This window comes from Mycobacterium sp., from assembly GCF_032162105.1.
Classification (GTDB): domain Bacteria; phylum Actinomycetota; class Actinomycetes; order Mycobacteriales; family Mycobacteriaceae; genus Mycobacterium.
Window position 1 is genome coordinate 1 of the sequence record NZ_JAVRPS010000326.1, and the last position, 21,987, is coordinate 21,987.

Below are 21,987 nucleotides of genomic sequence, written 5' to 3' on the forward strand. Positions count from 1 at the left end.
AACGGCGGCACCTACAACCTCGGGCACCGCAATCCCGAGGTGATGCAGGCGCTCATCGACGGCATGCAGTACTTCGACATCGGCAACCACCACTTCCCCTCGGTCGCCAGGACGGCCTTGGCGCAACGGTTGGTCGATTCGGCGCCCGCGTCGATTACCAAGGTGGCCTTCGGATCCGGTGGCGGCGAGGCCATCGACATCGCGCTCAAGAGCGCAAGGCACGCCACCCAGCGCCGCAAGATCGTGTCGATCACCAAGGCCTACCACGGCCACACCGGACTTGCCGTCGCCACCGGCGACGACCGGTTCTCCAAGCTGTTCCTATCCGACCGGCCCGACGAGTTCGTCCAGGTGCCGTTCGGTGACGTCGACGCGATGGAGCAGGCGCTGTCCGGCGGGGACGTCGCCGCGGTCATCATGGAGACCATCCCGGCCACGTACGGATTCCCCCTTCCCCCACCGGGTTACCTCGAGGCGGTCAAGGAACTCACCGTCCGCCACGACGCGCTGTACATCGCCGACGAGGTGCAGACCGGGCTGATGCGCACCGGCGAGATGTGGGGTATCACCAAGCACGGAATCGAGCCCGACATCATGGTCACGGGCAAGGGCCTGTCCGGGGGGATGTACCCGATCGCCGCGGCGATGCTCGGCGACCGCGCCGCGCAGTGGCTGGACGAGGACGGCTTCGCCCACATGGCGACCTTCGGCGGTGCCGAGCTCGGGTGCGTCGCCGCCATCAAGACGTTGGAGATCACCAGCCGCCCCGAGGTCCGCTCGTCGGTGCACCACATCTCCGCCGTGTTCGCCGATGGACTGGCCCGGATCCAGGCCGACTACCCGGACTGGTTCGTCGGCATCCGGCAGAACGGTGTGGTGATCGGCCTCGAGTTCGACCACCCCGAAGGGGCCAAGTTCGTGATGCGCGAACTCTACGAGAACGGGGTATGGGCGATCTTCTCGACGCTGGATCCCCGTGTCCTGCAGTTCAAACCGGGCCTGCTGCTGAGCAGCGACCTCTGCGACGACGTCCTGGACCGCCTGGACGTGGCCGTGGGCAAGGCGAGCACGGCCGCGGCCGTGCAGCAACGGAACTGACCGTGGGCGGCGATGAGCGGTTGCGCGAAGAGCAACGCGCTGATGACGAGGCCTTCGTAGCCGACGACATCGACGTCGCCGAGCGGGCGCTCGCCGAATACGACCTGTCGCCCGATTCGACACTGCGCCTGCTGAATCTCTCCGAGAACGCCACCTATGCGGTGGAGGACGCGGGCACCGGCGCACGGTCGATCCTGCGCGTGCACCGCAAGAACTACCACCGCCCACGAGAGATCGAGTCCGAACTCGACTGGCTCGAGGCGCTGCGGCGCGACGGCGACGTCACCGTGCCCACCGTGCTTCCGGCGCACGACGGTCGACGCGTCGTCACCGTCGACCACGACGGAACGCAGCGCCACGTCGTGCACTTCGAGATGGTGCCCGGCGTGGAGCCCGACGAGGAGACTCTGACCGTCGAGGACTTCCACGCGTTGGGCCGCATCACGGCCGCCCTGCACGACCACTCGAAGGCGTGGTCCCGCCCACCGGGCTTCGGCCGGTTCTCCTGGGACTGGGAGCACAGCCTGGGCGATCACCCGCGCTGGGGCCGCTGGCAGGACGCCTCCGGAGTGGGCAAGCAGGAACACGAACTGCTGGACAGGGCCGCGCGACTCCTCCGGCAGCGCTTGACGGAGTACGGATCGGGGCCGCAACGGTTCGGGCTGGTGCACGCCGACCTGCGTCCGGCCAACCTGCTCGTCGACGGATCGACCATCACGATCATCGACTTCGACGACTGCGGACTCGGTTGGTACTTCTACGATTTCGGCACCGCGGTGTCCTTCATCGAAGACGACCCGGCACTGCCCGAGTGGCAGGACTCCTGGATCGCGGGATACCGTAGCCGCAGCCCGATCGCCGCCGCGGACGAAGACATGCTGGCGTCGTTCGTGCTGCTCCGCCGACTGCTGTTGTTGGCCTGGATGGGAACACACAGCCATTCCAAGGAATCCCGTACCAAGGCGATCACCTACGCCGAGGGCAGCTGCACGCTCGCCGAACGCTATCTCGGTTCCACCGGCCACCGTCTGGCCTGACCAAAGGACAGGAACATGTTCAGCTCACTTCACGGCAGATCCGCCATCGTCACCGGCGGCAGCAAGGGCATCGGCCGCGGCATCGCCGAAACCTTCGCCGCCGCAGGCGTCAACGTCGTCATCACCGGTCGCACCCAGAGTGACATCGACGTTGCCGTCGCCGAACTCGCGGGCGGACCAGGCACGGTGATCGGGGTGGCCGCCGACGTGACGAGCCAGGACGACTGCCGTCGCGTGGTCGACACCGCAGTGCAACGGCACGGCGGGCTGGACATCGTGTGCGCCAACGCCGGCATCTTCCCGTCGGCACGCATCGAGGACCTCACCCCGGAGAACCTCGAGGAGATGCTCGGCGTCAACTTCAAGGGCACGGTGTACATCGTGCAGGCGGCGCTGCCGGCGTTGGCCGCCAGCGGGCATGGCCGCGTCGTCATCACGTCGTCGATCACGGGACCGATCACCGGCTACCCAGGGTGGTCGCACTACGGCGCAAGCAAGGCCGCGCAGCTCGGTTTCCTGCGCACCGCGGCAATGGAGCTGGCGCCCAAGAACATCACCGTCAACGCGGTGCTGCCTGGCAACATCGTCACCGAGGGCCTCGCCGAAATGGGCCAGGAGTACATGAACCAAATGGCCGCCGCCGTGCCCGCGGGACGGCTCGGCAACGTGGCGGACATCGGCAACGCCGCGCTGTTCTTCGCCACCGACGAAGCCGCCTACATCACCGGTCAGTCCCTGGTCGTGGACGGCGGGCAGATCCTGCCGGAGTCCCAGGCCGCGATCGCGGAGCAATAGGGGCCCTCCCCTAGAATTGGACCTACCAAATCGGAGGAGGGGGCGACACGTGCCGAAGCCGACCGAGGAACTGCGACGCCACATCGTCGCCGACATCAACGCAGGCGAGCCCGGTGCCAAGCTGGGCAGCGAACGCGATCTCGCCAATCGCTACGCCACCAGCCGCTCCAGTCTGCGGCAGGTACTGGCGGCGTTGGAGGAGGCCGGCCTGGTTCATCGGGCGATCGGCCGATCCGGCGGCATCTTCATCAGCCACGCCCAGATTCAACGCAGCCTATCCGACGTCGTCGGCGTGCCCGCGTTCCTTGCCAACCAGGGCTACGTCGCCGGGACCCGCGTCCTGTCCACGAAGATCACCCCACCGGACCGCACCACGCAGAACGCGTTGCGCGTCGACGCAACTGACTTCATCATCGAGATCCAGCGTCTGCGCCTGGCGGACGGATCTCCAATCTCGTTGGAACTCGCGCAGTTTCCCGCCGACGCCTTTCCGGGTCTCCTCGAGCAACAGCTCGGCGGATCGATCTACGAAATCCTCGAAGACCTCTACGGTCTCGTCACTTCTCGCGCCGACGAGCGGATCGAGGCCGTCAACGCCACACCCGACGAGGCGTCGTTGCTCGACATCAAGCCCAAGTCGGCACTGCTGCTGATTACCCGAGTCGCCTACGACCAGAACGGAACACCTTGCGAGTTCTCCCGCGACCTGTTCCGAGGTGACCGCACGTGTCTCGCCGTCACCGTCCAGGGGCGTGGAATCGGGACCCAGTCACCCGCCGACAGGGCGTCGGTAGCCCTGCAGAGCCAGGACGTCCGGACCAAGGCAAGCTGACTCTCCCACGGCGAAAAGCACTTGACCTCAAGTGTGGTTCATGTTTAAGGCTTGGCGTGAACCAACTGAGGAGAACACCATGCGACCCATTCGCGCCGATCTCTGGGAGACCCGCGTCGACAGCCCCTTCCCCGGGCTCAACACCCACGCCTACCTGTGGACCGGCGGCCCCGGTGGCAACGTGCTGTTCTACGGAACCCAGACCGATGCCGACTTCGACGAGCTGGAGGCGCTCGGCGGAGTGGCCCACCACTACCTCTCGCACCGGGACGAGGCGGGCCCGATGCTGGGCCGGATCGCGGAACGCTTCGGGGCGCAACTGCATGCGCCTGCGGCCGAACTGGTCGAGATCGGCCAACACACGCACATCGACGTCCCGGTCGGCAGCAGACATCTCGACGCCAACGGCATCGAGGTGATCCCCACGCCTGGCCACTCCCCCGGCAGCACCTCCTACCTGGTGCCAGGCGCCAACGGTCAGCGGTACCTGTTCACGGGCGACACCATCATGCTCGGATCCGACGGCGACTGGGTGGCCGGCTACATCCCGCCCATCAGCGACGCCGCGCCGCTGGCGCAGAGTCTGCGGGTGCTCGCCGGGCTGAGGCCCGACTTGGTGATCTCCAGCGCCTTCCCCGGCGATACCGCGGTGCACGCGCCAGGAGGCCGCTGGTCGGAGTGCGTGCGGCAGGCGCGGTCACGGCTGGCGGCGGTGGCCTGAGGGCGGGCGCGTCATCTCCCATCGCTTCGCTCGCCCCGGTGTCATCTCCCATCGCTTCGCTCGCCCCGGTGTCATCTCCCGTCGCTTCGCTCGCCCGGGTTAGATTCCAGGCATGAGCCCCGCGGGCCGGTTCGCGCCAAGCCCGTCCGCCGATCTGCACATCGGCAATCTGCGGACGGCGATCCTGGCGTGGCTGTTCGCACGGTCGACGGGGCGACGGTTCCTCGTACGCGTCGAGGACCTCGACGACCGTACGTTCGCCGACGTGGCCGAGCGGCAACTGCGGGACATCGCCGCGATCGGGGTGAACTGGGACGCGCCGCCCGAGCTCCAGACCGCACACGGACCCCGCTACGACGTGGTGATCGACGAGTTGACCGGACGCGGCCTGACCTACGAATGCTTCTGCAGCAGAAGGGATATCCTGCAGGCACCGCGCGCCCCGCATGCGCCGGAGGGAGCCTATCCGGGGACGTGCCGCGACCTGAGCGACGACGAGCGTGCCACCCGCCGCGCCGCGGGCCGGGCTCCCGCGCTGCGGTTGCGTTCCAGCGTCGGCGAGTACACCGTGACCGACCTGCTGCACGGCAGCTACACCGGCGTAGTCGACGATCTGGTGCTGCGCCGCGGCGACGGAGTGCCCGCCTACAACCTGGCGGTGGTGGTCGACGACGCGGCGCAGGGCATCGATCAGGTGGTGCGCGGTGACGACCTGCTGGCGTCCTCGCCCCGGCAGGCATACCTGGGCTCGCTGCTGGGCTATCCGGAGCCGACGTATGCCCACGTGCCGCTGGCACTGAACGCCGACGGGAAGCGGTTGGCCAAGCGCGACGGCGCGGTGACGCTGGCCGAACTCGGGATCGAGCGGGCGCTGTCCCTGATCGCGGGCTCGCTGGGATACACCGCGACCACGGTCGACGGGATGCTCGCCGAGTTCGATCCCTTGCGGCTACCCCGCGATCCCTGGGTGTTCGAACCTTAGGGTGGACAGTCGTGGAGCCCCGTCGAGACCTCGAGTCGCGAGGGTTCGTCGGTGCGTGGCGGGTGTACCAGGAGCAAGCGTTGGATTCGTTCGACGTCGATGTCCGCGCCGGTGACAACCGCTCGTACCTGGTCCTGCCGCCCGGTGCCGGAAAGACGATGATCGGGCTGGAAGCGGCGCGCCGGCTGGGGCGTCGGACCTTGGTGCTGGTTCCCAACACGGCGGTGCAGGCACAGTGGGCGGCGGCGTGGGACAAGCACTTTCCGTCGGAGGACCCCTCGGCGCCCGCATGCGGCACGGAGCGTGACCTGATGTCGGCGATGAACGTGCTGACGTATCAGTCGCTGGCGGTCATCGACGACGAAACCGATCGAGACTCTCGACGGGCAGTCCTGCGCGGCGGCGACCAGCAAGCCTTGTTGAAGCTGTTGCACCCGAACGGGATTGCGCTCATCGACCGGGCGGCGACGATGGGCCCGTGGACGCTAGTGCTCGATGAATGCCACCATCTATTGGCAACGTGGGGTGCGCTGGTGAACGCACTGGCGTCGGTGTTGGGACCACAGACGGCGTTGATCGGGCTCACGGCGACCCCGGTGACAGCACTCACCCAGTGGCAGCGCACCCTGCACGATGAGCTGTTCGGCACCGCTGACTTCGTGGTCGCAACACCGGCACTCGTCAAGGAAGGCGATCTCGCGCCCTACCAAGAGTTGGTGTATCTGACTGAACCGACTCCCGACGAAGAGGCCTGGGTCGCGACCGACCGTGCACGCTTCGCCGAGCTCATGCTGGAGCTCATCGACGAGAAGGTCGGCAGCATGTCACTCGCCGTGTGGCTACGCACCCGAATCGTCGACCGATCGACGAGCGACGGCAACCAGCTCGCCTGGTCGTCGTTCGAGCGTGCCGAACCCGACTTGGCCTTGAGCGGACTACGTTTCGCGTATGACGGCCTGATTCCGCTGCCTCACGGTGCTCGGCTGCGTGAGCAACACCGCGTCAAGCCCGCCGCAGAGGATTGGGTCAACGTCCTGACCGACTTCAGCATCGGGCATCTGCAAAACAGTCGGGATCCGCGCGACGCGCAGGCGCTGACCGCGATCAAACGGGTTCTGCCCGGCTTGGGCTACCGGCTCACCACCCGCGGAGTGCGGGTTGCGACCTCGCCGGTGGACAGGGTGTGCGCGCTGTCGGAATCAAAGATCGCAGCGACGACGCACATCCTCGACGCCGAGGACGCCGTGCTCGGAACACGGATGCGTGCGCTGGTCCTTTGCGACTTCGAAAGGATGACGGCCACCCTTCCCGCATCGCTGACGGGAGCACCGCTCAGCACGCAGTCGGGCTCGGCCCAGCTCGTAACGGCCATGCTCAGCGCGTCCGACAGCCGTCGCAGTGCCCGGCTGCACCCCCTTCTCGTGACGGGTCAGACCTTCGCCTGTCCGGCCGACATCGCAGACCACCTGATCACCATCTGCGCCGCGCGCGGCGTGCTCGTCGCGGCCGAGCCGTTCGAGGCCCATCCCGGCCTACGAGTGATCCGCGGAGACGGCAGGTTCACCCCCCGCGTCTGGGTCACCGTGGCGACGGCGTACTTCGTCGCCGGGCACGCCCGTGTGCTCGTCGGCACGCGCGCACTTCTCGGCGAAGGATGGGATTGCGCGGCGGTCAACGTCACCGTCGATCTGACGAGTGTGACGACGCAGATGGCGATCACGCAGATGCGCGGTCGGGCGCTTCGCCTCGACCCCTCCGACACGCAGAAGGTCGCCGACAACTGGTCGGTCTGCTGCATCACTTCGGGACACCCCCGCGGTGATGCCGACTACCTCCGGTTGGTGCGCAAACACGATGCCTACTACGCCGCGACACCGCAGGGGCTCATCGAGTCGGGTGTCACGCATTGCGATCCAACGCTGTCGCCCTACGGCCCCCCTGCGCCGACCGAGGCCCGCGACGTCACCGCGCGCGCCCTGGAGCGCGTTGGCGAACGCACACGTGCGAGCATCTGGTGGCGGATCGGTGAACCCTACGAAGGACACGACGTCGCCACCATCCGCGTCCGGTCGCAACGCCCACTCGGAATCGCTACGCCGCACACGTCCGAATCGGCACTGACCCCACCGCTGCCAGGCCACCGCAGGTGGGGTTCCGCGCGCGCGGCCGTCGTCGCCGGACTGTCCGGTGTCGGCGCTGGAGCAGGCGGTGTCGTCGCCGCTGCCAACTTCGGCCCACTGGCCGGTGTCACCGCGGTCGGAGCCGTACTCGCCACGGGTGCCGGCCTCCTTGCCTCCGCAGCGGCAACCGAGAGTCGCCGACTGACGGAAGCGCCCAATGCGCTCGAACAGCTGGCCGCGGTCGTCGCGGACGCACTGAAGGCCGCAGGCGGCGCCGAAAGTGGCTCTGCCGCACTACGGTTCACTCCCGACGCCGACGGCTGGCTCCGGTGCGAGCTCGGCGGCGTGCCCACCGAGCAGGCGCAGCGTTTCTCCGCCGCATTCGATGAGCTGTTGGCACCGCTGACCGAACCGCGCTACCTCATCGGACGCAAGATCCTCGTCCCGCCGACCGCGCGGTTGGCCCGTGCGCTCTTCGCTGCCCGCGCAGTCGTTGGGCTGTCGCTGCCCGGCGCCGTCGCCTGGCACCCCGTGCCCCGGTGGTTCGCCCAGAACCAGCAACGCCTTCGCGCACTGCTGTCCTGCTGGGAACAGCACATCGGCCCGCCCCGACTCACGCGCGCCGACTCGGCGGACGGCCAGGCCATCCTCGACCTGTTCCGCGGCGACAACCCGCTCTCGCTCGTCACCCAACTTCGCACGACCTGGCAGTAGGCGAATTCGGGACATATCAGCGGAGGTGAGCCGAACTGTTCCTCGATCCCCAGCATCTTGCTAGGTTCCCGCGGTGACCTATCACCTTCGTCGAGCACTGCTCGCGGTAATCCTGCTGGCAGCGGTGCTCGCTGCCGCGGCGTGCGGGGCGCCCGATTCCGACAAGGCGGACCGCATCCAGTCCGCCGGCGTCCTGCGCGTCGGCACCGAAGGCGTATACGCACCCTTCAGTTACCACGACGAGAGCGGCCAGTTGGTCGGCTATGACGTCGACGTTGCGCGTGCGGTGGGCGACAAGCTCGGCGTGAAGGTCGAATTCGTTGAAACACCATGGGATTCGATGTTCGCGGCGCTGGAGGCCAATCGGTTCGACATCGTCGCCAACCAGGTCACCATCAACCCCGAGCGCCAACAGAAATACGACCTGTCCGACCCGTATGCCATCGGGCAGGGCGTCATCGTCACCCGCGCCGACGACAACTCGATCAAGTCGTTGGCCGATCTCAAGGACAAGGTCGCCGCCGAGAACCCCACCAGCAACTGGGCGCAGCTCGCCCGCGACAACGGTGCCCGCGTCGAATCGGTCGACGGTTTCGCTCAGGCCATCAAGCTGCTGAACCAGGGCCGGGTGGACATCGTCGTCAACGACAGCATCGCGGTGTACCAGTACCTTGCCGAGACCGGCGACAAGACGGTCAAGATCGCCGCGCAGACCGACGAGAAGAGTGAGCAGGGTTTCGCCGCGCGGAAGAACAGCGGGCTGCTGCCGGAACTGAACAAGGCGCTCAAGGATCTGAGCAGTGACGGCACGCTGCCGAAGATCTCGGAGAAGTACCTGAAGGCCAACGTCTCTGGTGCGGAGGCACAACAGCAGGCACCGGCGCGGTCGGCCTGGAAGCTCATCGGCGACAACCTGTGGCCGCTGGCCAAGGCCGCGATCACGGTGACCATCCCGCTGACGATCATCAGCTTCATCCTCGGTTTGGTGATCGCACTCGGCGTCGCGCTGGCCCGGCTGTCGAAGAATCGGGTGCTGTCCAACATCGCCCGCTTCTACATCTCGCTGATCCGCGGCACCCCGCTGCTGGTGCAGCTGTTCATCGTGTTCTTCGCACTGCCCGAGTTCGGCATCAGGATCGACCCGTTCCCCGCCGCGATCATCGCGTTCAGCCTCAACGTCGGTGGCTACGCCGCCGAGATCATCCGGTCGTCGATCCAGAGCATCCCGAAGGGCCAGTGGGAAGCAGCCGAGACGATCGGCTTCAACTACGTCGGGGCACTGCGCCGCATCATCCTGCCGCAGGCCACCCGGGTGGCCGTCCCGCCGCTGTCGAACACGCTGATCTCACTGGTCAAGGACACGTCGCTGGCCTCGACCATCCTGGTGACCGAACTGTTCCGCACCGCACAGAACGTGGCGGCGCCGACCTTCGAGTTCTTCGCCCTCTACGGCACGGCGGCCGTTTACTACTGGGTGATCTGCCTGGTGCTCTCGTTCGGCCAGAGCCGCCTTGAACGCCGACTGGAAAGGTACGTGGCGCGATGACTGACAACGGAACCGAAGACAAGACGGACGCGGTCGAGTACCGGGTCGTCGCCGATGGCGTCGAGAAGGCGTTCGGCGACAACAAGGTGCTCAAGGGTGTCTCGTTCACCGTAGAGCGGGGCACGGCGACCGCCATCATCGGGCCGTCGGGTTCGGGCAAGACCACGTTGTTGCGGTCGCTCAACGCGCTCGACAGGGCCGATGCCGGAGTGATCCGGGTGGACGACGTCGAGATCGACTTCTCCAAGCCCGTGCCCAAGCCCGAGGTGCGCAGGTTTCAATCGCGAAGCGGCTTCGTGTTCCAGGCGCACAACCTGTTCCCGCACAAGACGGTGCTGGAGAACATCACCGAGGGGCCGCTGATCGTGCAGAAGCGACCCAAGGACGAAGTCGTTGCGGAGGCCGTCGAGCTGCTCGACCAGGTCGGGCTGGCTGCCAAGAAGGACCAGTTCCCGTATCAGCTGTCCGGCGGGCAGCAGCAGCGTGTCGGCATCGCCAGGGCGTTGGCGCTCAAGCCGAAACTGGTGCTGTTCGACGAGCCGACGTCGGCCCTTGATCCCGAGCTGGTCGGCGAGGTGCTGTCGGTGATCAAGGATCTGGCCGTCGAGGGCTGGACGCTGGTGATCGTCACGCACGAAATCCAGTTCGCCAGACAGGTTTCCAATCAGGTGCTGTTCACCGATCAGGGCATCATCCTGGAGAAGGGCACACCCGAAGAGGTCATCGGGGACCCGAAGGAAGAGCGCACGCGGCAGTTCCTGACGCGAATCCTCAACCCGCTGTAGGTTTCGCGCGTTCGGCGGTGCCGGAGTGTGACATCGTGGCGGCATGTCACGGAGCCTCGAGGCCGACGTCATCATCGTGGGGGCAGGCCTCTCGGGGATGATCGCCGCCCGCAAGGTGTTCGACGCAGGTCTGCGGCCACTGGTCCTCGAGGCCGACGGTCGCGTTGGCGGGCGAATCCTCACCGAGGAAGTGCTTCCAGGGTTGCCGATCGAGCTCGGCGCGCAGTGGATCGGCGACACCCATCACCGGATGTTTCGGTTGGCGGCAGAACTCGGGGTTGAGACCTACCCACAGTACGACCAGGGCGAGACATCCTACGACCTCGACGGCTCAGGCGTCCTGCGCGAGAACGCGTTTCATGCCCGGTTCGCAGATGAGCTGACCGACCTCGAGCGTGTCCTGCGCCATCTCGACGAGTTGGCCGCGGAGGTTCCGGTCGACGCACCGTGGCTGGCACCGCGCGCTGCCGAATGGGATGTCATCACGGCGAGCACCTGGTATGACGCGCAGGGACTTTCGCCGGTTGCCCGCACGCTGTTGGAGATCTGCACGGTCGGCATCTTGGCGGTGCCCAGCGTCGAGGTGTCGTTCCTGCATCTGCTGTTCACCATCCAAACCTGCGGCGTGACGTCCGACCTCTTCGCGGAATCCGAGGGCGGTGCCCAAACCACGCGGTTCGTCGGCGGCACGGGTGAGATTCCGCGGCGACTGGCCGCGCTGATCGCCGACCACATCATTCTCGACACTCCCGTACAGCTGATCGAGCACACCGCGGACAGCGTCACCGTGCACTGCCGTGGCGGGCTGGTCGCGCGCGGACGCCGCGTCATCGTGGCCATTTCGCCGGCCCTTGCCGGCCGCATCATGTACGACCCACCGCTATCCGGCGTTCGCGACCAGCTCACGCAGCGGCTGCCGAACGGCTCGGCCATGAAGGCGTTCTTCGTTTACGCCGAACCGTTCTGGCGCACTGACGGGTTCAACGGTCAGCTGATCTCGGACGTCGGCCCGGCCCGGATGTCCAACGACACGTGCATCCCCGGCGACGATCGCGGGGTGATCCTGCTGTTCCTGGAAGGGGACCAGGCCAGGACCTTCGGGCGGCTTCCTGAAGACGAGCGGCGTACGGCGTTGACGGCAGAGTTGGTGCGGCACTTCGGCAGTAGGGCCGCCAAGCCAGAGGCCTACGTCGACGGGGAATGGTCCGATCGGCAGTGGACCCGCGGGTGCTACAACGCCAACCATGGCCCGCACGTGTGGACCACCTACGGCCACGCCCTCGCGGCGCCGATCGGCACGATCCATTGGGCCTCAACCGATACCGCAACGTATTGGAGCGCCTACATGGAGGGCGCAGTAGATGCGGGAGAGCGAGCCGCACGAGAGGTCATCGACGCCCTCTCCCAATAGCGATTCGTGCGCGCTTTCCGTCGCTGAGCGAACGAAACCGCGCCGAAATCACTGGTTACGGGCGGCCGCCAGCAGCTCGTCGCGGAACTGCGGGTGCGCGATCGCCGCAAGCGCTTCACCACGCTCGCGGACGGTCTTGCCCTCCAGCTCTGCGACGCCATACTCGGTGACGATCACGTCGACCTGGTGCCGTGGCGTCGTGATCACCGCGCCTGCGCCGAACGACGGCACGATCCGCGACTGCAGTCGGTCGTCCTTGGAGAACGTCGAGGGCAGGCAGATCAGCGAGCGATCCGACAGCTCGAGCCCGGCACCGGCGACGAAGTCCTCGGCACCGCCGATCCCGCTGAACTGGTCGCCGGAGATGGTGTCGGCGACGACCTGGCCGTGGACGTCGATCGCGAGCGCGCCGTTGATCGAGACCATGTCGCGGTTGGCGCCGATCACCTCAGGTGCGTTGACGATCTCGACCGGCAGGAATGCGACGTCGGAATTGTCGTTCAGCCACGCGTAGAGCTCCGCCGAGCCGAACGCGAACGTCGTCACGCTCACCCCGTCGAACTGGCCCTTGCCTGCGTTGCTGATCTTGCCTGCCAGATGCAGCCTCATGCAGCCGTCGGTGAACATCTCGCTGTGCAGCCCGTAGTCGCCGCCGTCACCATCGGCCAGCAGCGTCGCGATCTGGTTGGGGATCGAGCCGATCCCCGTCTGTAGGGTCGCGCCGGACGGGATGAAGCCAACGGCATGTCGCGCGATCGCCCGGTCGACGTCTGTGGGCAGCGCGTCACCTCCCGGCAGCGCGAGCGGTGCGTCGGTCGAGCGCACCAGGACGTCGATCTCGTCGACGTGCAGCGCGTGGCGATGCTCGCCGAGCCCGAAAGTCCGCGGATACGAGTCGGATACCTCGACGACGAGCAGCCGGTCGGGATCGGCGCCCGCGCGGCGCAATTCGCCGATCGTGCCACCCGCGTGCAGCGACAGGGAGCACCAGCCGTCGGCATCGGGCGAATTCGCGACAGTCGTCATCACGCGCGGGGCCCACGCTTCGAGCAGCGGCCCGAAGCGCCGGAAGTCCGCCGGCGTGAAATCGAAGTTGAAGCCGGCGGTCCGCAGCGCCCGCTCGAGCGGACCGAAGAAGCCCGACAGGTATCGAACGCCGGTCCGCGAGAACAGTTGGGTGAGAACGGCAAGCAGCGCGCCGTACACCCGCAGATCGGTCCAGTCCTCGCGCTGACCCAGCGCACGCAAGAACGCAGGCGGCTGGCCGGGGCCGAGCGGCATGCCCAGCGTGTCGGTGGTCTCGAGCAGGGCGGCGGCCTGCTCTGCGGTGAGCTCCTGCGGCATCCCGCGACCCTATCCTCCCCGCGACTCGTGCACGTCCGGTCGCGCTCACCGCAACTGAGCGTGCACGAATCGCTTAGGACAGGGCGAGGGCGAGCGAGTCCATTCCTCGCAGCGTGACGTTCGGCTTGTAGACCGGCTCACCGATCAGGCAGGCATTCGGGAAGCGCGCCGTCACCGCCGACAGGGCGACGGATGCCTCGAGCCGGGCCAGCGGTGCGCCGAGGCAGAAGTGCGGACCCTTGCCAAAGCCCAAGTGGCGGATGGGTTCCCGGTCGGGATCGAACTCGTCGGGACGGTCGATCGAGGCCCTGTCTCGCTGCGCCGCGGCCAGCAGCAGCATCATCGTGTCGCCCTTGGGGGTGGTTGTTCCTCCGATCGTCATCTCGTCCCCCGCGATCCGCCCGACCAGTTGCACGGGCGGGTCGTAGCGCATGGTCTCCTCGATCACCGCCGAGACCCGACTCGGGTCAGCGGCCAGCGCGGTCCACTGGGCCGGGTGCCGCAGCATCGCGAGGATCGCGTTGGCGATCAGGTTCACCGTCGTCTCGTGACCGGCGATCAGCAACAGGTTGCACGTCGCGATGATCTCATCCTCGGTGAGCTGGTCGCCGCCCTCCTCGGCGGCGATCAGTCCCGAGATCAGGTCGTCGCGCGGTTCGGTGCGGCGCTGGTCGATGAGGCCGTGCACGTAGTCGCGCAGCCAGGCAGCCGCCGCCATCCGCTCGTCGAATCCGTCGGGCAGGCTGCCGGTGAACGTGATGAAGGGGTCCAGCCCCTGGGCGAGCAGCGCCGAGGCGTGGCTGAACCTCGGCTCGTCCTCCAGGGGCACGCCGAGCAGCCGGCAGATCACCGCCACCGGCAGTGGATGGGCCAGGTCGGCGATGACATCGAAATGGCCGGCAGCTGCCACGTCATCGAGCATCTTGCCCACCATCGCGGTGATGTCGGGCTCGAGGGCCTTGACCACCTTCGGCACGAACGCCTTGCTGACCAGCTTGCGCAGCCGGGTGTGATCGGGCGGATCGAGGAACAGGAATCCGGGCGGGCCCAGCGGCCGCTCCTCGTCGCCGTTGGCCACCGCACGCTGAGCCAGCGTCGACTTCATCCGGTCGCTGGCCGAGGACGGATGCCGCAGCACGTCGTCGCAGTCGGTGAACGACGAGAACACGGTTAGGTGCGCCTCGGGCAGCCGCAACGGGCCACGCGCGCGAATCTGCTCGTATGCCGGGTACGGGTCGGCCCGGTTCGACGGGTCCAGCAGCTGCACCAGCAGCGACTGTGTGTCGGCTGTGGACGTCATCCTCTTATTGTGCACGCGTTGAAGAACTCGCGAGGTCAGGATCGGTAGTAACGGCTCAGCACGTGCTCGCGAAGGTCGTCGAACTCGCCGGCGACGATCGACTCGCGGATCCGGTCGACGAGCCGAATCACGAAGCGCTCGTTGTGAATCGTGCAGAGCATCGAGGCCAGCATCTCCTTCGCCTTGATCAGGTGGTGGATGTAGGCACGCGTGTAGTTGGCGCAGGTGTAGCAGTCGCATTCGGCGTCGATGGGCGTGAAGTCCCTGCGGTACCGGGCGCCGGTGATGTTGTAGCGCCCGGTCGCCGAGTACACCGCGGCGTTGCGGGCCACCCGGGACGGAGACACGCAGTCGAAGGTGTCGGCGCCGGCCGCCACGGCGGCGAACAGATCGTCGGGTTCGCTGATGCCGAGCAGGTGGCGCGGCTTGTCGTCGGGCAACTCGTCGGTGCACCAACCGACGATGGTCGCGAGGTTCTGCTTCTCCAGCGCCCCGCCGATGCCGTAGCCGTCGAAGCCGCGACCTTCCTCGTCGAGGATCTCGGTCAGCCCGCGGGAAGCCTGGCGGCGCAGGTCCTCGTACTGCGCTCCCTGGACCACGCCGAAGAGTGCCTGATACGGCTTCGCCGCCCGCACCTCGGTGAGCCGACGGTGTTCGGCCAGGCACCGAACCGCCCAGTCATGGGTACGCCGAACCGACTGCTCCTGGTAGCCACGGGTGTTCACCAGTGTGGTCAGCTCGTCGAACGCGAAGATGATGTCCGCACCGAGCTGATGCTGGATGCCGATCGAGACCTCCGGGGTGAACCGGTGCGTCGAGCCGTCCAGGTGCGACCGGAACGTCACGCCGTCGTCGTCGACGCGCGCCAGGCGCTCCTTGCCCTCGGCGATGACGTCGTCGGCCTGCACGCGGTCGACGTCCATCGCCAGGACCTTGCGGAACCCCGCACCCAGTGACAGCACCTGAAAGCCGCCGCTATCGGTGTAGGTGGGTCCAGGCCAGTTCATGAAAGCGCCCAACCCGCCTGCCTCGTCGACGACGTCGGGTCCTGGCTGCAGGTACAAATGATAGGCATTGGCCAGGACTGCCTGCGCGCCAACGTCTTTCATGGTCTCGGGCAGCACCGCCTTGACCGTGGCCTTGGTACCGACGGCGATGAACGCGGGGGTTCGGATGTCACCGTGTGGCGTATGGATCACGCCGACCCGGCCGGACCGTCCAGGAAGTTCAGCCTCGACCTCGAAAAACTCCGGGGAAGGTGCGCTCACCGCTGTAGATTCTCACACCATGCGCATCGTCCTGACTGCCGCCGCATTGGCCATCGCCTGCACCACGGTCGGCGCCGTCGCGGGCTGCTCGTCACCGCCACCCGTCAAGCCCCAGCCGGGCACTCTCGTGGTCGGCACCGCTCAGGTCACCGTCAACGACGCCGACGCGGGTTCCACCAACACGGTCGCCTGCACCGCCGCGGGACCGTTGACCACGATCACCACCGGCGACGCCCAGTCCGGCGTCACGGCGCTGGTGTCCAACGAGGGCGAGCTCACCGCCGAATCCGTCAGCATCAACAATCTGGGCGGCTTCACCGGCAGCTACAACGCCGGGCTCGGCGGCGAGGCCACGGTCACGATGACCGGGCGCACCTACGCCATCACGGGCACCGCCGACGGGTTCGCCACCGACAAGCCGAGTTTCCGGACCAACGGCACCTTCGCGATCAAGGTCGCCTGCTGACCCGCTGAGCCGGTTCACAGTGTGGCCGACAGCCGTCCGCCAGTCGATCCGGAGGCAAATTTTTCGCGCAAACTCAGGACCGGGGGTGGCAGGCAGTCCATAGTACTGAGGACGATCCGTTGATCTTGACTGGTCGCAATGACAAAAGGAGTGCAGTCGTGAAGCGTGGGTTGCTGGTCGCAGTGGGTGGTGCGGCGATCGTCATCGCCGGCCTGTCAGGCTGTTCATCGGCCGACAAGAAGTCATCGTCGAGCTCATCCAGCTCGGCGGAAAGCTCCGCCTCCGCCACGGCGTCGGCAAGCGCCACGGCCGCTCCCAGCGGCGGCGGTACCAAGGTCACCATCGATGGGCAGGATCAGAACGTCGCAGGCTCCGTGGTCTGCGCCGCCGTCGGCGGAAACCAGAGCATCGCGATCGGCGACGCGGGCACCGGCATCGCCGTACTCCTCGGCGAAGGCGATTCGCCAACCGTCACCTCGGTCGGCCTTGGCAACGTCAACGGCGTCACCCTGGCAGTAGGCCCAGGCGCTGGAGACGCGACGGCCACCAAGGATGGCAAGTCCTACACGATCAAGGGCAACGCGACGGGCATCGACATGGCCAACCCGATGACGCCGGTCAACAAGCCGTTCGAGATCGCGGTCACCTGCCCCTAGTTCACGGCTACGAAGCACACCAGGCGGCGGCGTCCCACAGGGGCGCCGCCGCTTCTTTCAGCTAACGAGTGGCGGGCTCAGACGGCGGTATGGATTCCACCATTGAACGTGCCAGCTCTGCGGTACTGTCCGGGCAACGCGCGAAGGCGCGCGATTGGGGAGCGAGGGGTGCCCGTGGCAAAGCATCGGATGTCGAAGAAGCGCAGGGCCCGCTCGGCGGTTCTTGCCGGCGCGGCTGCGGCGGGCATCTCCAGTGCGTTGGTGCTCGGACAGGCGACCAACCACAACCTGTTGGTGCAGCTCACCAACACCGTCATCGGCGTCGGCGGCCTCGGCGACACGACGGGTGTCCGGGTGCCGAACAAGCTCAGCGGCACGGTCGTGCCGCTGGGTTACGGCTATCAGGGCGTCGAGTATCCGGCTGGCCTCACCCTGTCGGAGAGCGCCAAGGCCGGCCTCCCCAACCTGCACAGCGCGATCACCTCGAGGTCGGGGGAGCAGAAGCTGATCGTCACCGGCTACTCGGAGGGGACGTTGGTCGAAGAGCTCGAGCGACGGAGGCTGCAGGCGCTGGATCCGTCGGCCGCGCCATTGCCGAGCCAGCTGAGCTTCGTGTTGATCGCCTCGCCGTTCGCGCCCAACGGCGGCATCTTCGGGCGGTTCCCCGGCTTCTCCATTCCCGTGATCGTCGACGGGATGGGCGCCGGTCAGCCGACGCGCTACGACTCCACCTTCGTCGCAATGGAGTACGACCCCTACGGGGACTTCCCGGCCTATTTCAACCTGCTAGCGCTGGCGAACTCCGCCCTCGCACTTCGCTATTCGCACCCCGACAACATCTACGACGCAGTCCTGCCCGGCACCACCCCCGCCGCCGTGACGACGGTGCAGAACAGCGCGGGCGGCACCGACACCTACGTGCTGGTGTACTCCCAGCACCTGCCTCTGCTGGGACCACTGCGTGAGGCAGCGGCGGCGGTGTCCCTGACCCCCTTCGCCGAACCGGTGCTGAGCGCCTTCGAGCCGCTGCTGCGGGTCTTGATCGACATGAGCTACACCGACCGGCTGAACCTGAACCCTGCAACGCCGACGCCGTTCTCGCTCATCACCCCACCGGACAAGATCCTCGAGGCACTCGGTGCGATCCCAGGAGCGCTCGCCCAGGGGCTGGCGAACCTGTTGAGCGGCGGCCAGATGGCGATCGCCCCAGCGAATCAGAACGTCAACGCACTGTCGGCGGCCTCGATCCCCGCCGCGGACAGCGGGGGCCCGACCGCGCTGCGCCTGGCAGCCGTCCCCGAGCCCGAACCCGAGCTCAAGGCCGCGGTCGACGAGACTCCGAAGAAGGCTTCCTCGAAGTCGACGACGGAGTCGACGGCACCGACCGCCGCAGCGTCGACCTCAACGGTGTCGACCTCAACCGTGTCGACGTCAACCGTGTCGACGTCAACCGCCTCGACGTCTACGGTGAACTCGCCAGGAGACGGACTACATCCGACGGTGACCTCCGACGGCAACAAGGTCACGCCGGCCGACGCCACCGACACCACGCCCACCGGCTCTGGTACGACGCCGGCCACCGGCACCACGACGACGACCACGACCGGTCCGACCGCCGGCGAGCCCTCCGGCGACGCTGAATCCGCAGGCGCTGCCGCCGCTTAACGCCGACTAGGCTCGCCGGGATGGACGAGCCCCTGCTGCGGCGTGCGACCGGCGACGACGTCGACGCCATCTCCGGACTCGTCGCGGAGGCGTTCGGCAAGTACGTCGAACGGATCGGGAAGCCGCCCGCCCCGATGCTCGCCGACTATGGAGCGCTGCTCGGGGATTCTCGGATGTGGGTCGTCGAGCTACGGGACGCGATCGTCGGCGTGCTGGTCACCCAGCACCAAGGTGACCATCTGCTGCTTGACACCGTTGCGGTGGCTCCCGCTGCGCAGGGCGGTGGTCAGGGCCGTCGGCTGTTGGAGCGAGCGGAACGCGACGCCACCGAACAGGGACTGATCGAGGTGCGCCTGGTGACGAACGAGGCGATGACCGAGAACCTGGTGTTCTATCCGCGGCACGGCTACCGCGAGACCGGCCGCGGCACTCAGGACGGCTACCGACGAGTCTTCTTCAGCAAGAGGCTCGCCGAATAGCGGCACTACTTCTCCAGCGTGAACTGATTGACGTCGATGTAGCCGACGCGGAACATGTCGGCGCACCCGGTGAGGTACTTCATGTACCGGTCGAACATCTCCTGAGACTGGATCGCGACGGCCTCGTCCTGGTGGGCCTCCAACGCCGCCGCCCACATATCGAGAGTCTTGGCGTAGTGGGCCTGCAACGACTGGACTCGCGTGACCTGGAACCCGCCTGCCGTCGCGCGCTCCTCCACCATCGGGATCGAGGGCAGGCGTCCGCCGGGGAAGATGTCGGTCAGCATGAACTTGAGGAATCGCGCGAACTCGAACGTCAGCGGCAGTCCCCGTTCGCGCATCTCATCGGGATGCAGACCGGTGATGCTGTGCAGCAACATGATTCCGTCGTCGGGCAAGGCCTCGCGAGCCATCGCGAAGAACGCGTCGTAGCGTTCGTGCCCGAAGTGCTCGAACGCCCCGATGCTGACGATGCGGTCGACCGGCTCACTGAACTGTTCCCAGCCCTGCAGGAGGATCCGCTTGGAGCGCGGGCTGTCCGACTTCGCGAACGACTCCTCGACGTGCTCGGCCTGGTTCTTGCTCAACGTGAGGCCCACGACGTCGACGTCGTACCGATCGATCGCCCGCAGCATGGTGGCGCCCCAGCCGCAGCCGACGTCGAGCAGTGTCATGCCCGGCTCGAGGCCCAGCTTGCCCAGCGCGAGGTCGATCTTGGCGATCTGCGCCTCTTCGAGCGTCATGTCGTCACGCTCGAAGTACGCGCAACTGTAGGTCTGCGTGGCGTCGAGGAACAGCCGGTAGAAGTCGTCGGAGATGTCGTAGTGGGCCTGGATGTCGTCGAAGTGCGGGGCGAGGTCGTCCTTGCCGGTGGGCGGTTTGGCCATCAGCACAGGATGCCAGGCGGGCGCGCGGCGAGTTCGACGTGTGGTCAGTCGCGCTCGGCCGTCAGCTGCTCGAGGACGCGAAGGAAGGCGGCGCGGTCAGCGCGTGACAGCGGGCCGAGCCAACGCTCCTCACCGCGCTGAATCGCGGCCTGCACGGCATCCTTCACGTCGCGACCCGCGTCGGTGGCGGCCAGCAGACGGACCCGACGGTCCTCGGGATCGGGGCGCCGTTCGATGAACCCATGCGCCTGCAGTTCGTCGAGGATCGGGATGATGCGCGTCTTGTCAGCACCGATCGCCTCGGCGAGCGCAGCCTGCGTGCGGACGGGCGATTCGTCGAGGGCGACGAGCACGCTGTAGCCCCACATCGACAGGCCATGCTCGTCGAGCACCGGACGCTCGGCCGCGATCATCTCCCGGATCAGCGGCGCGAGCATCGCTGCCAAGTCCCTCCGTCGCGCCACCGTCCGATGCTAAACCTCGACTTATCGTAAACATATGCTTATGATCTACGTATGAACACTATAGCGGACCTTCGACCCTCCCATCGGATCGCCGTACGGACGTCCGTCGACGTCGTTTCGGCGGTCACCACGGACGATCTGCGACGCCCGACACCCTGCGCCGGTTGGGATCTCGGCGATCTCCTCGCCCACATGACGGTCCAACACCACGGGTTCGCCGCATCCGCGCGTGGTCACGGCGCCGACCTCGCGGTGTGGGATCGCGCATCCGTCGTGGACGCCGTGTCGCGCGACCCCGCAGGCACGTATGCCTCCGCGGCGGCCGACGTGCTCGAGGCGTTCGCCGCCGACGAAGCCCTCACCGCGTCGTTCGCGCTGCCCGAGTTCGGGCCGGGCGCAATGTTTCCCGGCGAGATGGCCATCGGGTTTCACTTCGTGGACTACGTCGTGCACGCCTGGGACGTCGCCCGCTCCATCGGCGCGACACTCGATCTACCGAATGACGTGATCGCCGCGGTGCTTCCGTTGGCACTGGCCGTTCCGGACGGAGAATTTCGCGCGATCGAAGGCGCCCCGTTCCAGCCGGCCATCGGCGACGACGACGCAGCCGGCCTGGAACGAATCCTGTTGCACCTCGGTCGTTCTCCCGCGTGGCAGCCCACGCGGGTCTAGCGACGCTCAGGAGCCCGGGAGGCCTGGAATCTTCGGCATTCCCATGAAGTTTCCGATGCCGGCAAGGTTCCCGATACTCGAGAAGTCGCCGCCGGCCATTTGACTGACCATCGTCGGGCAGTACATCTGGATCGCAAGGGTGGTGAACAGTCCCGCCATGCCCGGCGAGATTCCGCTGCCGGTGACGCTGGACGCCGCTTGGGCGAAGTTGCCACCCGGCTGGGCGAGGATCGGGCAGATCGCCTGGCCCAATGCCGCCGTGGAGTTCGGATCCCCGAACCCCACTCCTGCGCCGCTGAGTGCGTTGAGGAAGGCGTCATTGCCGTCGTCGGCGCTTGCGGGTGCGACGGACACCACGGCGGCCGCGAACACGCCCAAGGCCACGGCTGCCACTCGGAATGTCGATCTTTGAGAGCTCATCTGCGAATACTTCTTCCGTTGCGTGCTCGGCAGTGCACTTTTGACACTTGAGTCACGTTGGAACCCTCTTTCACTCCAGACACGTTTGCAACAAGATCTGGTAACGATTCGCAACCTATGCGTTTCCTCTGACCGTGCGCCGCGCCGCCGGTGCGAAAATCCGCCGTTTCTTCGGTGCTGTCGTCACCTGATTGCGGTACCCCACGCCACACCGTGCGGCTGTAGTGCCGCCAGGAAGTCGGCCGGATCAAACGCCTGGGATGCGGCCAGCACTCCTCGCAGCGGTCCGCCCCGGCTCAAGCGCAGCGCACCCTCGGTGGCGATG

General features: G+C 67.1%; 21 protein-coding genes. 15 read left to right on the forward strand and 6 right to left on the reverse strand.

The genetic code is table 11. The features are described from left to right. The 10 genes from QOC69_RS16655 to QOC69_RS16700 all read left to right on the forward strand — a co-directional run. A partial coding sequence (locus tag QOC69_RS16655) for a class-III pyridoxal-phosphate-dependent aminotransferase (protein WP_526441464.1) occupies positions 1–1,098 on the forward strand: 1,098 nt, incomplete at its 5' end. Between the two features lie 20 nt (positions 1,099–1,118). Beyond that, on the forward strand, positions 1,119–2,135 hold the full coding sequence (locus QOC69_RS16660; protein ID WP_526441503.1) for a phosphotransferase enzyme family protein: 1,017 nt from the start codon (positions 1,119–1,121) through the stop codon (positions 2,133–2,135). 15 nt (positions 2,136–2,150) lie between these two features. After that, positions 2,151–2,930, forward strand: a complete 780-nt coding sequence (gene fabG / locus QOC69_RS16665) for a 3-oxoacyl-ACP reductase FabG (protein ID WP_526441466.1) — start codon at positions 2,151–2,153, stop codon at positions 2,928–2,930. 49 nt (positions 2,931–2,979) lie between these two features. Continuing rightward, positions 2,980–3,762, forward strand: coding sequence for a GntR family transcriptional regulator (locus QOC69_RS16670; protein WP_526441468.1), 783 nt, complete (start codon positions 2,980–2,982; stop codon positions 3,760–3,762). 79 nt (positions 3,763–3,841) lie between these two features. Continuing rightward, the gene (locus tag QOC69_RS16675; RefSeq protein ID WP_526441470.1) at positions 3,842–4,483 is read left to right on the forward strand and encodes an MBL fold metallo-hydrolase; all 642 of its coding nucleotides are present in this window, start codon (positions 3,842–3,844) and stop codon (positions 4,481–4,483) included. A 112-nt stretch (positions 4,484–4,595) separates the two neighbouring features. Beyond that, complete coding sequence (gluQRS, locus tag QOC69_RS16680; protein ID WP_526441472.1) at positions 4,596–5,465, forward strand: tRNA glutamyl-Q(34) synthetase GluQRS; 870 nt, start codon at positions 4,596–4,598, stop codon at positions 5,463–5,465. 11 nt (positions 5,466–5,476) lie between these two features. Then, positions 5,477–8,299, forward strand: coding sequence for a DEAD/DEAH box helicase family protein (locus QOC69_RS16685; protein WP_526441474.1), 2,823 nt, complete (start codon positions 5,477–5,479; stop codon positions 8,297–8,299). A 73-nt stretch (positions 8,300–8,372) separates the two neighbouring features. Then, positions 8,373–9,845, forward strand: coding sequence for an ABC transporter permease subunit (locus tag QOC69_RS16690; RefSeq protein ID WP_526441476.1), 1,473 nt, complete (start codon positions 8,373–8,375; stop codon positions 9,843–9,845). Beyond that, on the forward strand, positions 9,842–10,630 hold the full coding sequence (locus QOC69_RS16695) for an amino acid ABC transporter ATP-binding protein (RefSeq protein ID WP_526441478.1): 789 nt from the start codon (positions 9,842–9,844) through the stop codon (positions 10,628–10,630). The genes QOC69_RS16690 and QOC69_RS16695 overlap by 4 nt, the downstream gene beginning before the upstream one ends. Before the next feature lie 43 nt (positions 10,631–10,673). Continuing rightward, positions 10,674–12,041, forward strand: a complete 1,368-nt coding sequence (locus QOC69_RS16700) for a flavin monoamine oxidase family protein (protein WP_526441480.1) — start codon at positions 10,674–10,676, stop codon at positions 12,039–12,041. Positions 12,042–12,089: 48 nt separating this feature from the next. On the opposite strand, the gene QOC69_RS16705 is transcribed toward QOC69_RS16700, so the two are convergent. The 3 genes from QOC69_RS16705 to tgt form a co-directional block, all read right to left on the reverse strand. Continuing rightward, positions 12,090–13,385 (reverse strand): acetyl-CoA hydrolase/transferase family protein, encoded by a 1,296-nt coding sequence (locus QOC69_RS16705; protein WP_526441482.1) that lies wholly within the window; start codon positions 13,383–13,385, stop codon positions 12,090–12,092. Positions 13,386–13,458: 73 nt separating this feature from the next. Continuing rightward, on the reverse strand, positions 13,459–14,685 hold the full coding sequence (locus QOC69_RS16710) for a cytochrome P450 (RefSeq protein WP_526441483.1): 1,227 nt from the start codon (positions 14,683–14,685) through the stop codon (positions 13,459–13,461). A 35-nt stretch (positions 14,686–14,720) separates the two neighbouring features. Beyond that, entirely contained in the window at positions 14,721–15,953 is a 1,233-nt protein-coding gene (tgt, locus tag QOC69_RS16715; protein ID WP_526441485.1) for a tRNA guanosine(34) transglycosylase Tgt, read from the reverse strand. Between the two features lie 19 nt (positions 15,954–15,972). Here tgt and QOC69_RS16720 point away from each other — a divergent pair, with 19 nt between their 5' ends. The 4 genes from QOC69_RS16720 (at position 15,973) to QOC69_RS16735 (ending at position 19,219) form a co-directional block, all read left to right on the forward strand. Further along, positions 15,973–16,419, forward strand: a complete 447-nt coding sequence (locus tag QOC69_RS16720; protein WP_526441487.1) for a lipoprotein LpqH — start codon at positions 15,973–15,975, stop codon at positions 16,417–16,419. A 158-nt stretch (positions 16,420–16,577) separates the two neighbouring features. Continuing rightward, positions 16,578–17,075 carry a lipoprotein LpqH gene (locus QOC69_RS16725; RefSeq protein ID WP_526441489.1) on the forward strand — a complete coding sequence of 166 codons (498 nt, stop codon included), beginning with the start codon at positions 16,578–16,580 and terminating at the stop codon, positions 17,073–17,075. 174 nt (positions 17,076–17,249) lie between these two features. Further along, positions 17,250–18,740: a PE-PPE domain-containing protein gene (locus QOC69_RS16730; protein WP_526441491.1), complete on the forward strand. Its 1,491-nt coding sequence runs from the start codon at positions 17,250–17,252 to the stop codon at positions 18,738–18,740. A gap of 20 nt (positions 18,741–18,760) precedes the next feature. Continuing rightward, positions 18,761–19,219: a GNAT family N-acetyltransferase gene (locus QOC69_RS16735; RefSeq protein WP_526441493.1), complete on the forward strand. Its 459-nt coding sequence runs from the start codon at positions 18,761–18,763 to the stop codon at positions 19,217–19,219. Positions 19,220–19,224: 5 nt separating this feature from the next. Here QOC69_RS16735 and QOC69_RS16740 read toward each other — a convergent pair whose 3' ends face one another. Continuing rightward, positions 19,225–20,106, reverse strand: a complete 882-nt coding sequence (locus QOC69_RS16740; protein ID WP_526441495.1) for a cyclopropane mycolic acid synthase family methyltransferase — start codon at positions 20,104–20,106, stop codon at positions 19,225–19,227. 44 nt (positions 20,107–20,150) lie between these two features. Then, complete coding sequence (locus tag QOC69_RS16745; protein WP_526441497.1) at positions 20,151–20,543, reverse strand: MarR family winged helix-turn-helix transcriptional regulator; 393 nt, start codon at positions 20,541–20,543, stop codon at positions 20,151–20,153. A 78-nt stretch (positions 20,544–20,621) separates the two neighbouring features. Between QOC69_RS16745 and QOC69_RS16750 the strand changes: the two genes are divergently transcribed. Next, positions 20,622–21,242 carry a TIGR03086 family metal-binding protein gene (locus tag QOC69_RS16750; protein ID WP_526441499.1) on the forward strand — a complete coding sequence of 207 codons (621 nt, stop codon included), beginning with the start codon at positions 20,622–20,624 and terminating at the stop codon, positions 21,240–21,242. A gap of 6 nt (positions 21,243–21,248) precedes the next feature. Here QOC69_RS16750 and QOC69_RS16755 read toward each other — a convergent pair whose 3' ends face one another. After that, on the reverse strand, positions 21,249–21,635 hold the full coding sequence (locus QOC69_RS16755) for a DUF732 domain-containing protein (protein WP_526441501.1): 387 nt from the start codon (positions 21,633–21,635) through the stop codon (positions 21,249–21,251). Positions 21,636–21,987 lie beyond the last annotated feature (352 nt).

Excerpts from the sequence above, each read along its gene's own strand:
- QOC69_RS16695 (WP_526441478.1), top strand. The coding sequence starts at position 9,842 with ATGACTGACAACGGAACCGAAGACAAGACGGACGCGGTCGAGTACCGG.
- QOC69_RS16675 (WP_526441470.1), top strand. The coding sequence starts at position 3,842 with ATGCGACCCATTCGCGCCGATCTCTGGGAGACCCGCGTCGACAGCCCC.
- QOC69_RS16750 (WP_526441499.1), top strand. The coding sequence starts at position 20,622 with ATGAACACTATAGCGGACCTTCGACCCTCCCATCGGATCGCCGTACGG.
- QOC69_RS16735 (WP_526441493.1), top strand. The coding sequence starts at position 18,761 with ATGGACGAGCCCCTGCTGCGGCGTGCGACCGGCGACGACGTCGACGCC.
- QOC69_RS16700 (WP_526441480.1), top strand. The coding sequence starts at position 10,674 with ATGTCACGGAGCCTCGAGGCCGACGTCATCATCGTGGGGGCAGGCCTC.
- QOC69_RS16705 (WP_526441482.1), bottom strand. The coding sequence starts at position 13,385 with ATGCCGCAGGAGCTCACCGCAGAGCAGGCCGCCGCCCTGCTCGAGACC.
- gluQRS (WP_526441472.1), top strand. The coding sequence starts at position 4,596 with ATGAGCCCCGCGGGCCGGTTCGCGCCAAGCCCGTCCGCCGATCTGCAC.
- QOC69_RS16745 (WP_526441497.1), bottom strand. The coding sequence starts at position 20,543 with ATGCTCGCGCCGCTGATCCGGGAGATGATCGCGGCCGAGCGTCCGGTG.
- QOC69_RS16710 (WP_526441483.1), bottom strand. The coding sequence starts at position 14,685 with ATGACGTCCACAGCCGACACACAGTCGCTGCTGGTGCAGCTGCTGGAC.
- QOC69_RS16740 (WP_526441495.1), bottom strand. The coding sequence starts at position 20,106 with ATGGCCAAACCGCCCACCGGCAAGGACGACCTCGCCCCGCACTTCGAC.
- fabG (WP_526441466.1), top strand. The coding sequence starts at position 2,151 with ATGTTCAGCTCACTTCACGGCAGATCCGCCATCGTCACCGGCGGCAGC.
- QOC69_RS16720 (WP_526441487.1), top strand. The coding sequence starts at position 15,973 with ATGCGCATCGTCCTGACTGCCGCCGCATTGGCCATCGCCTGCACCACG.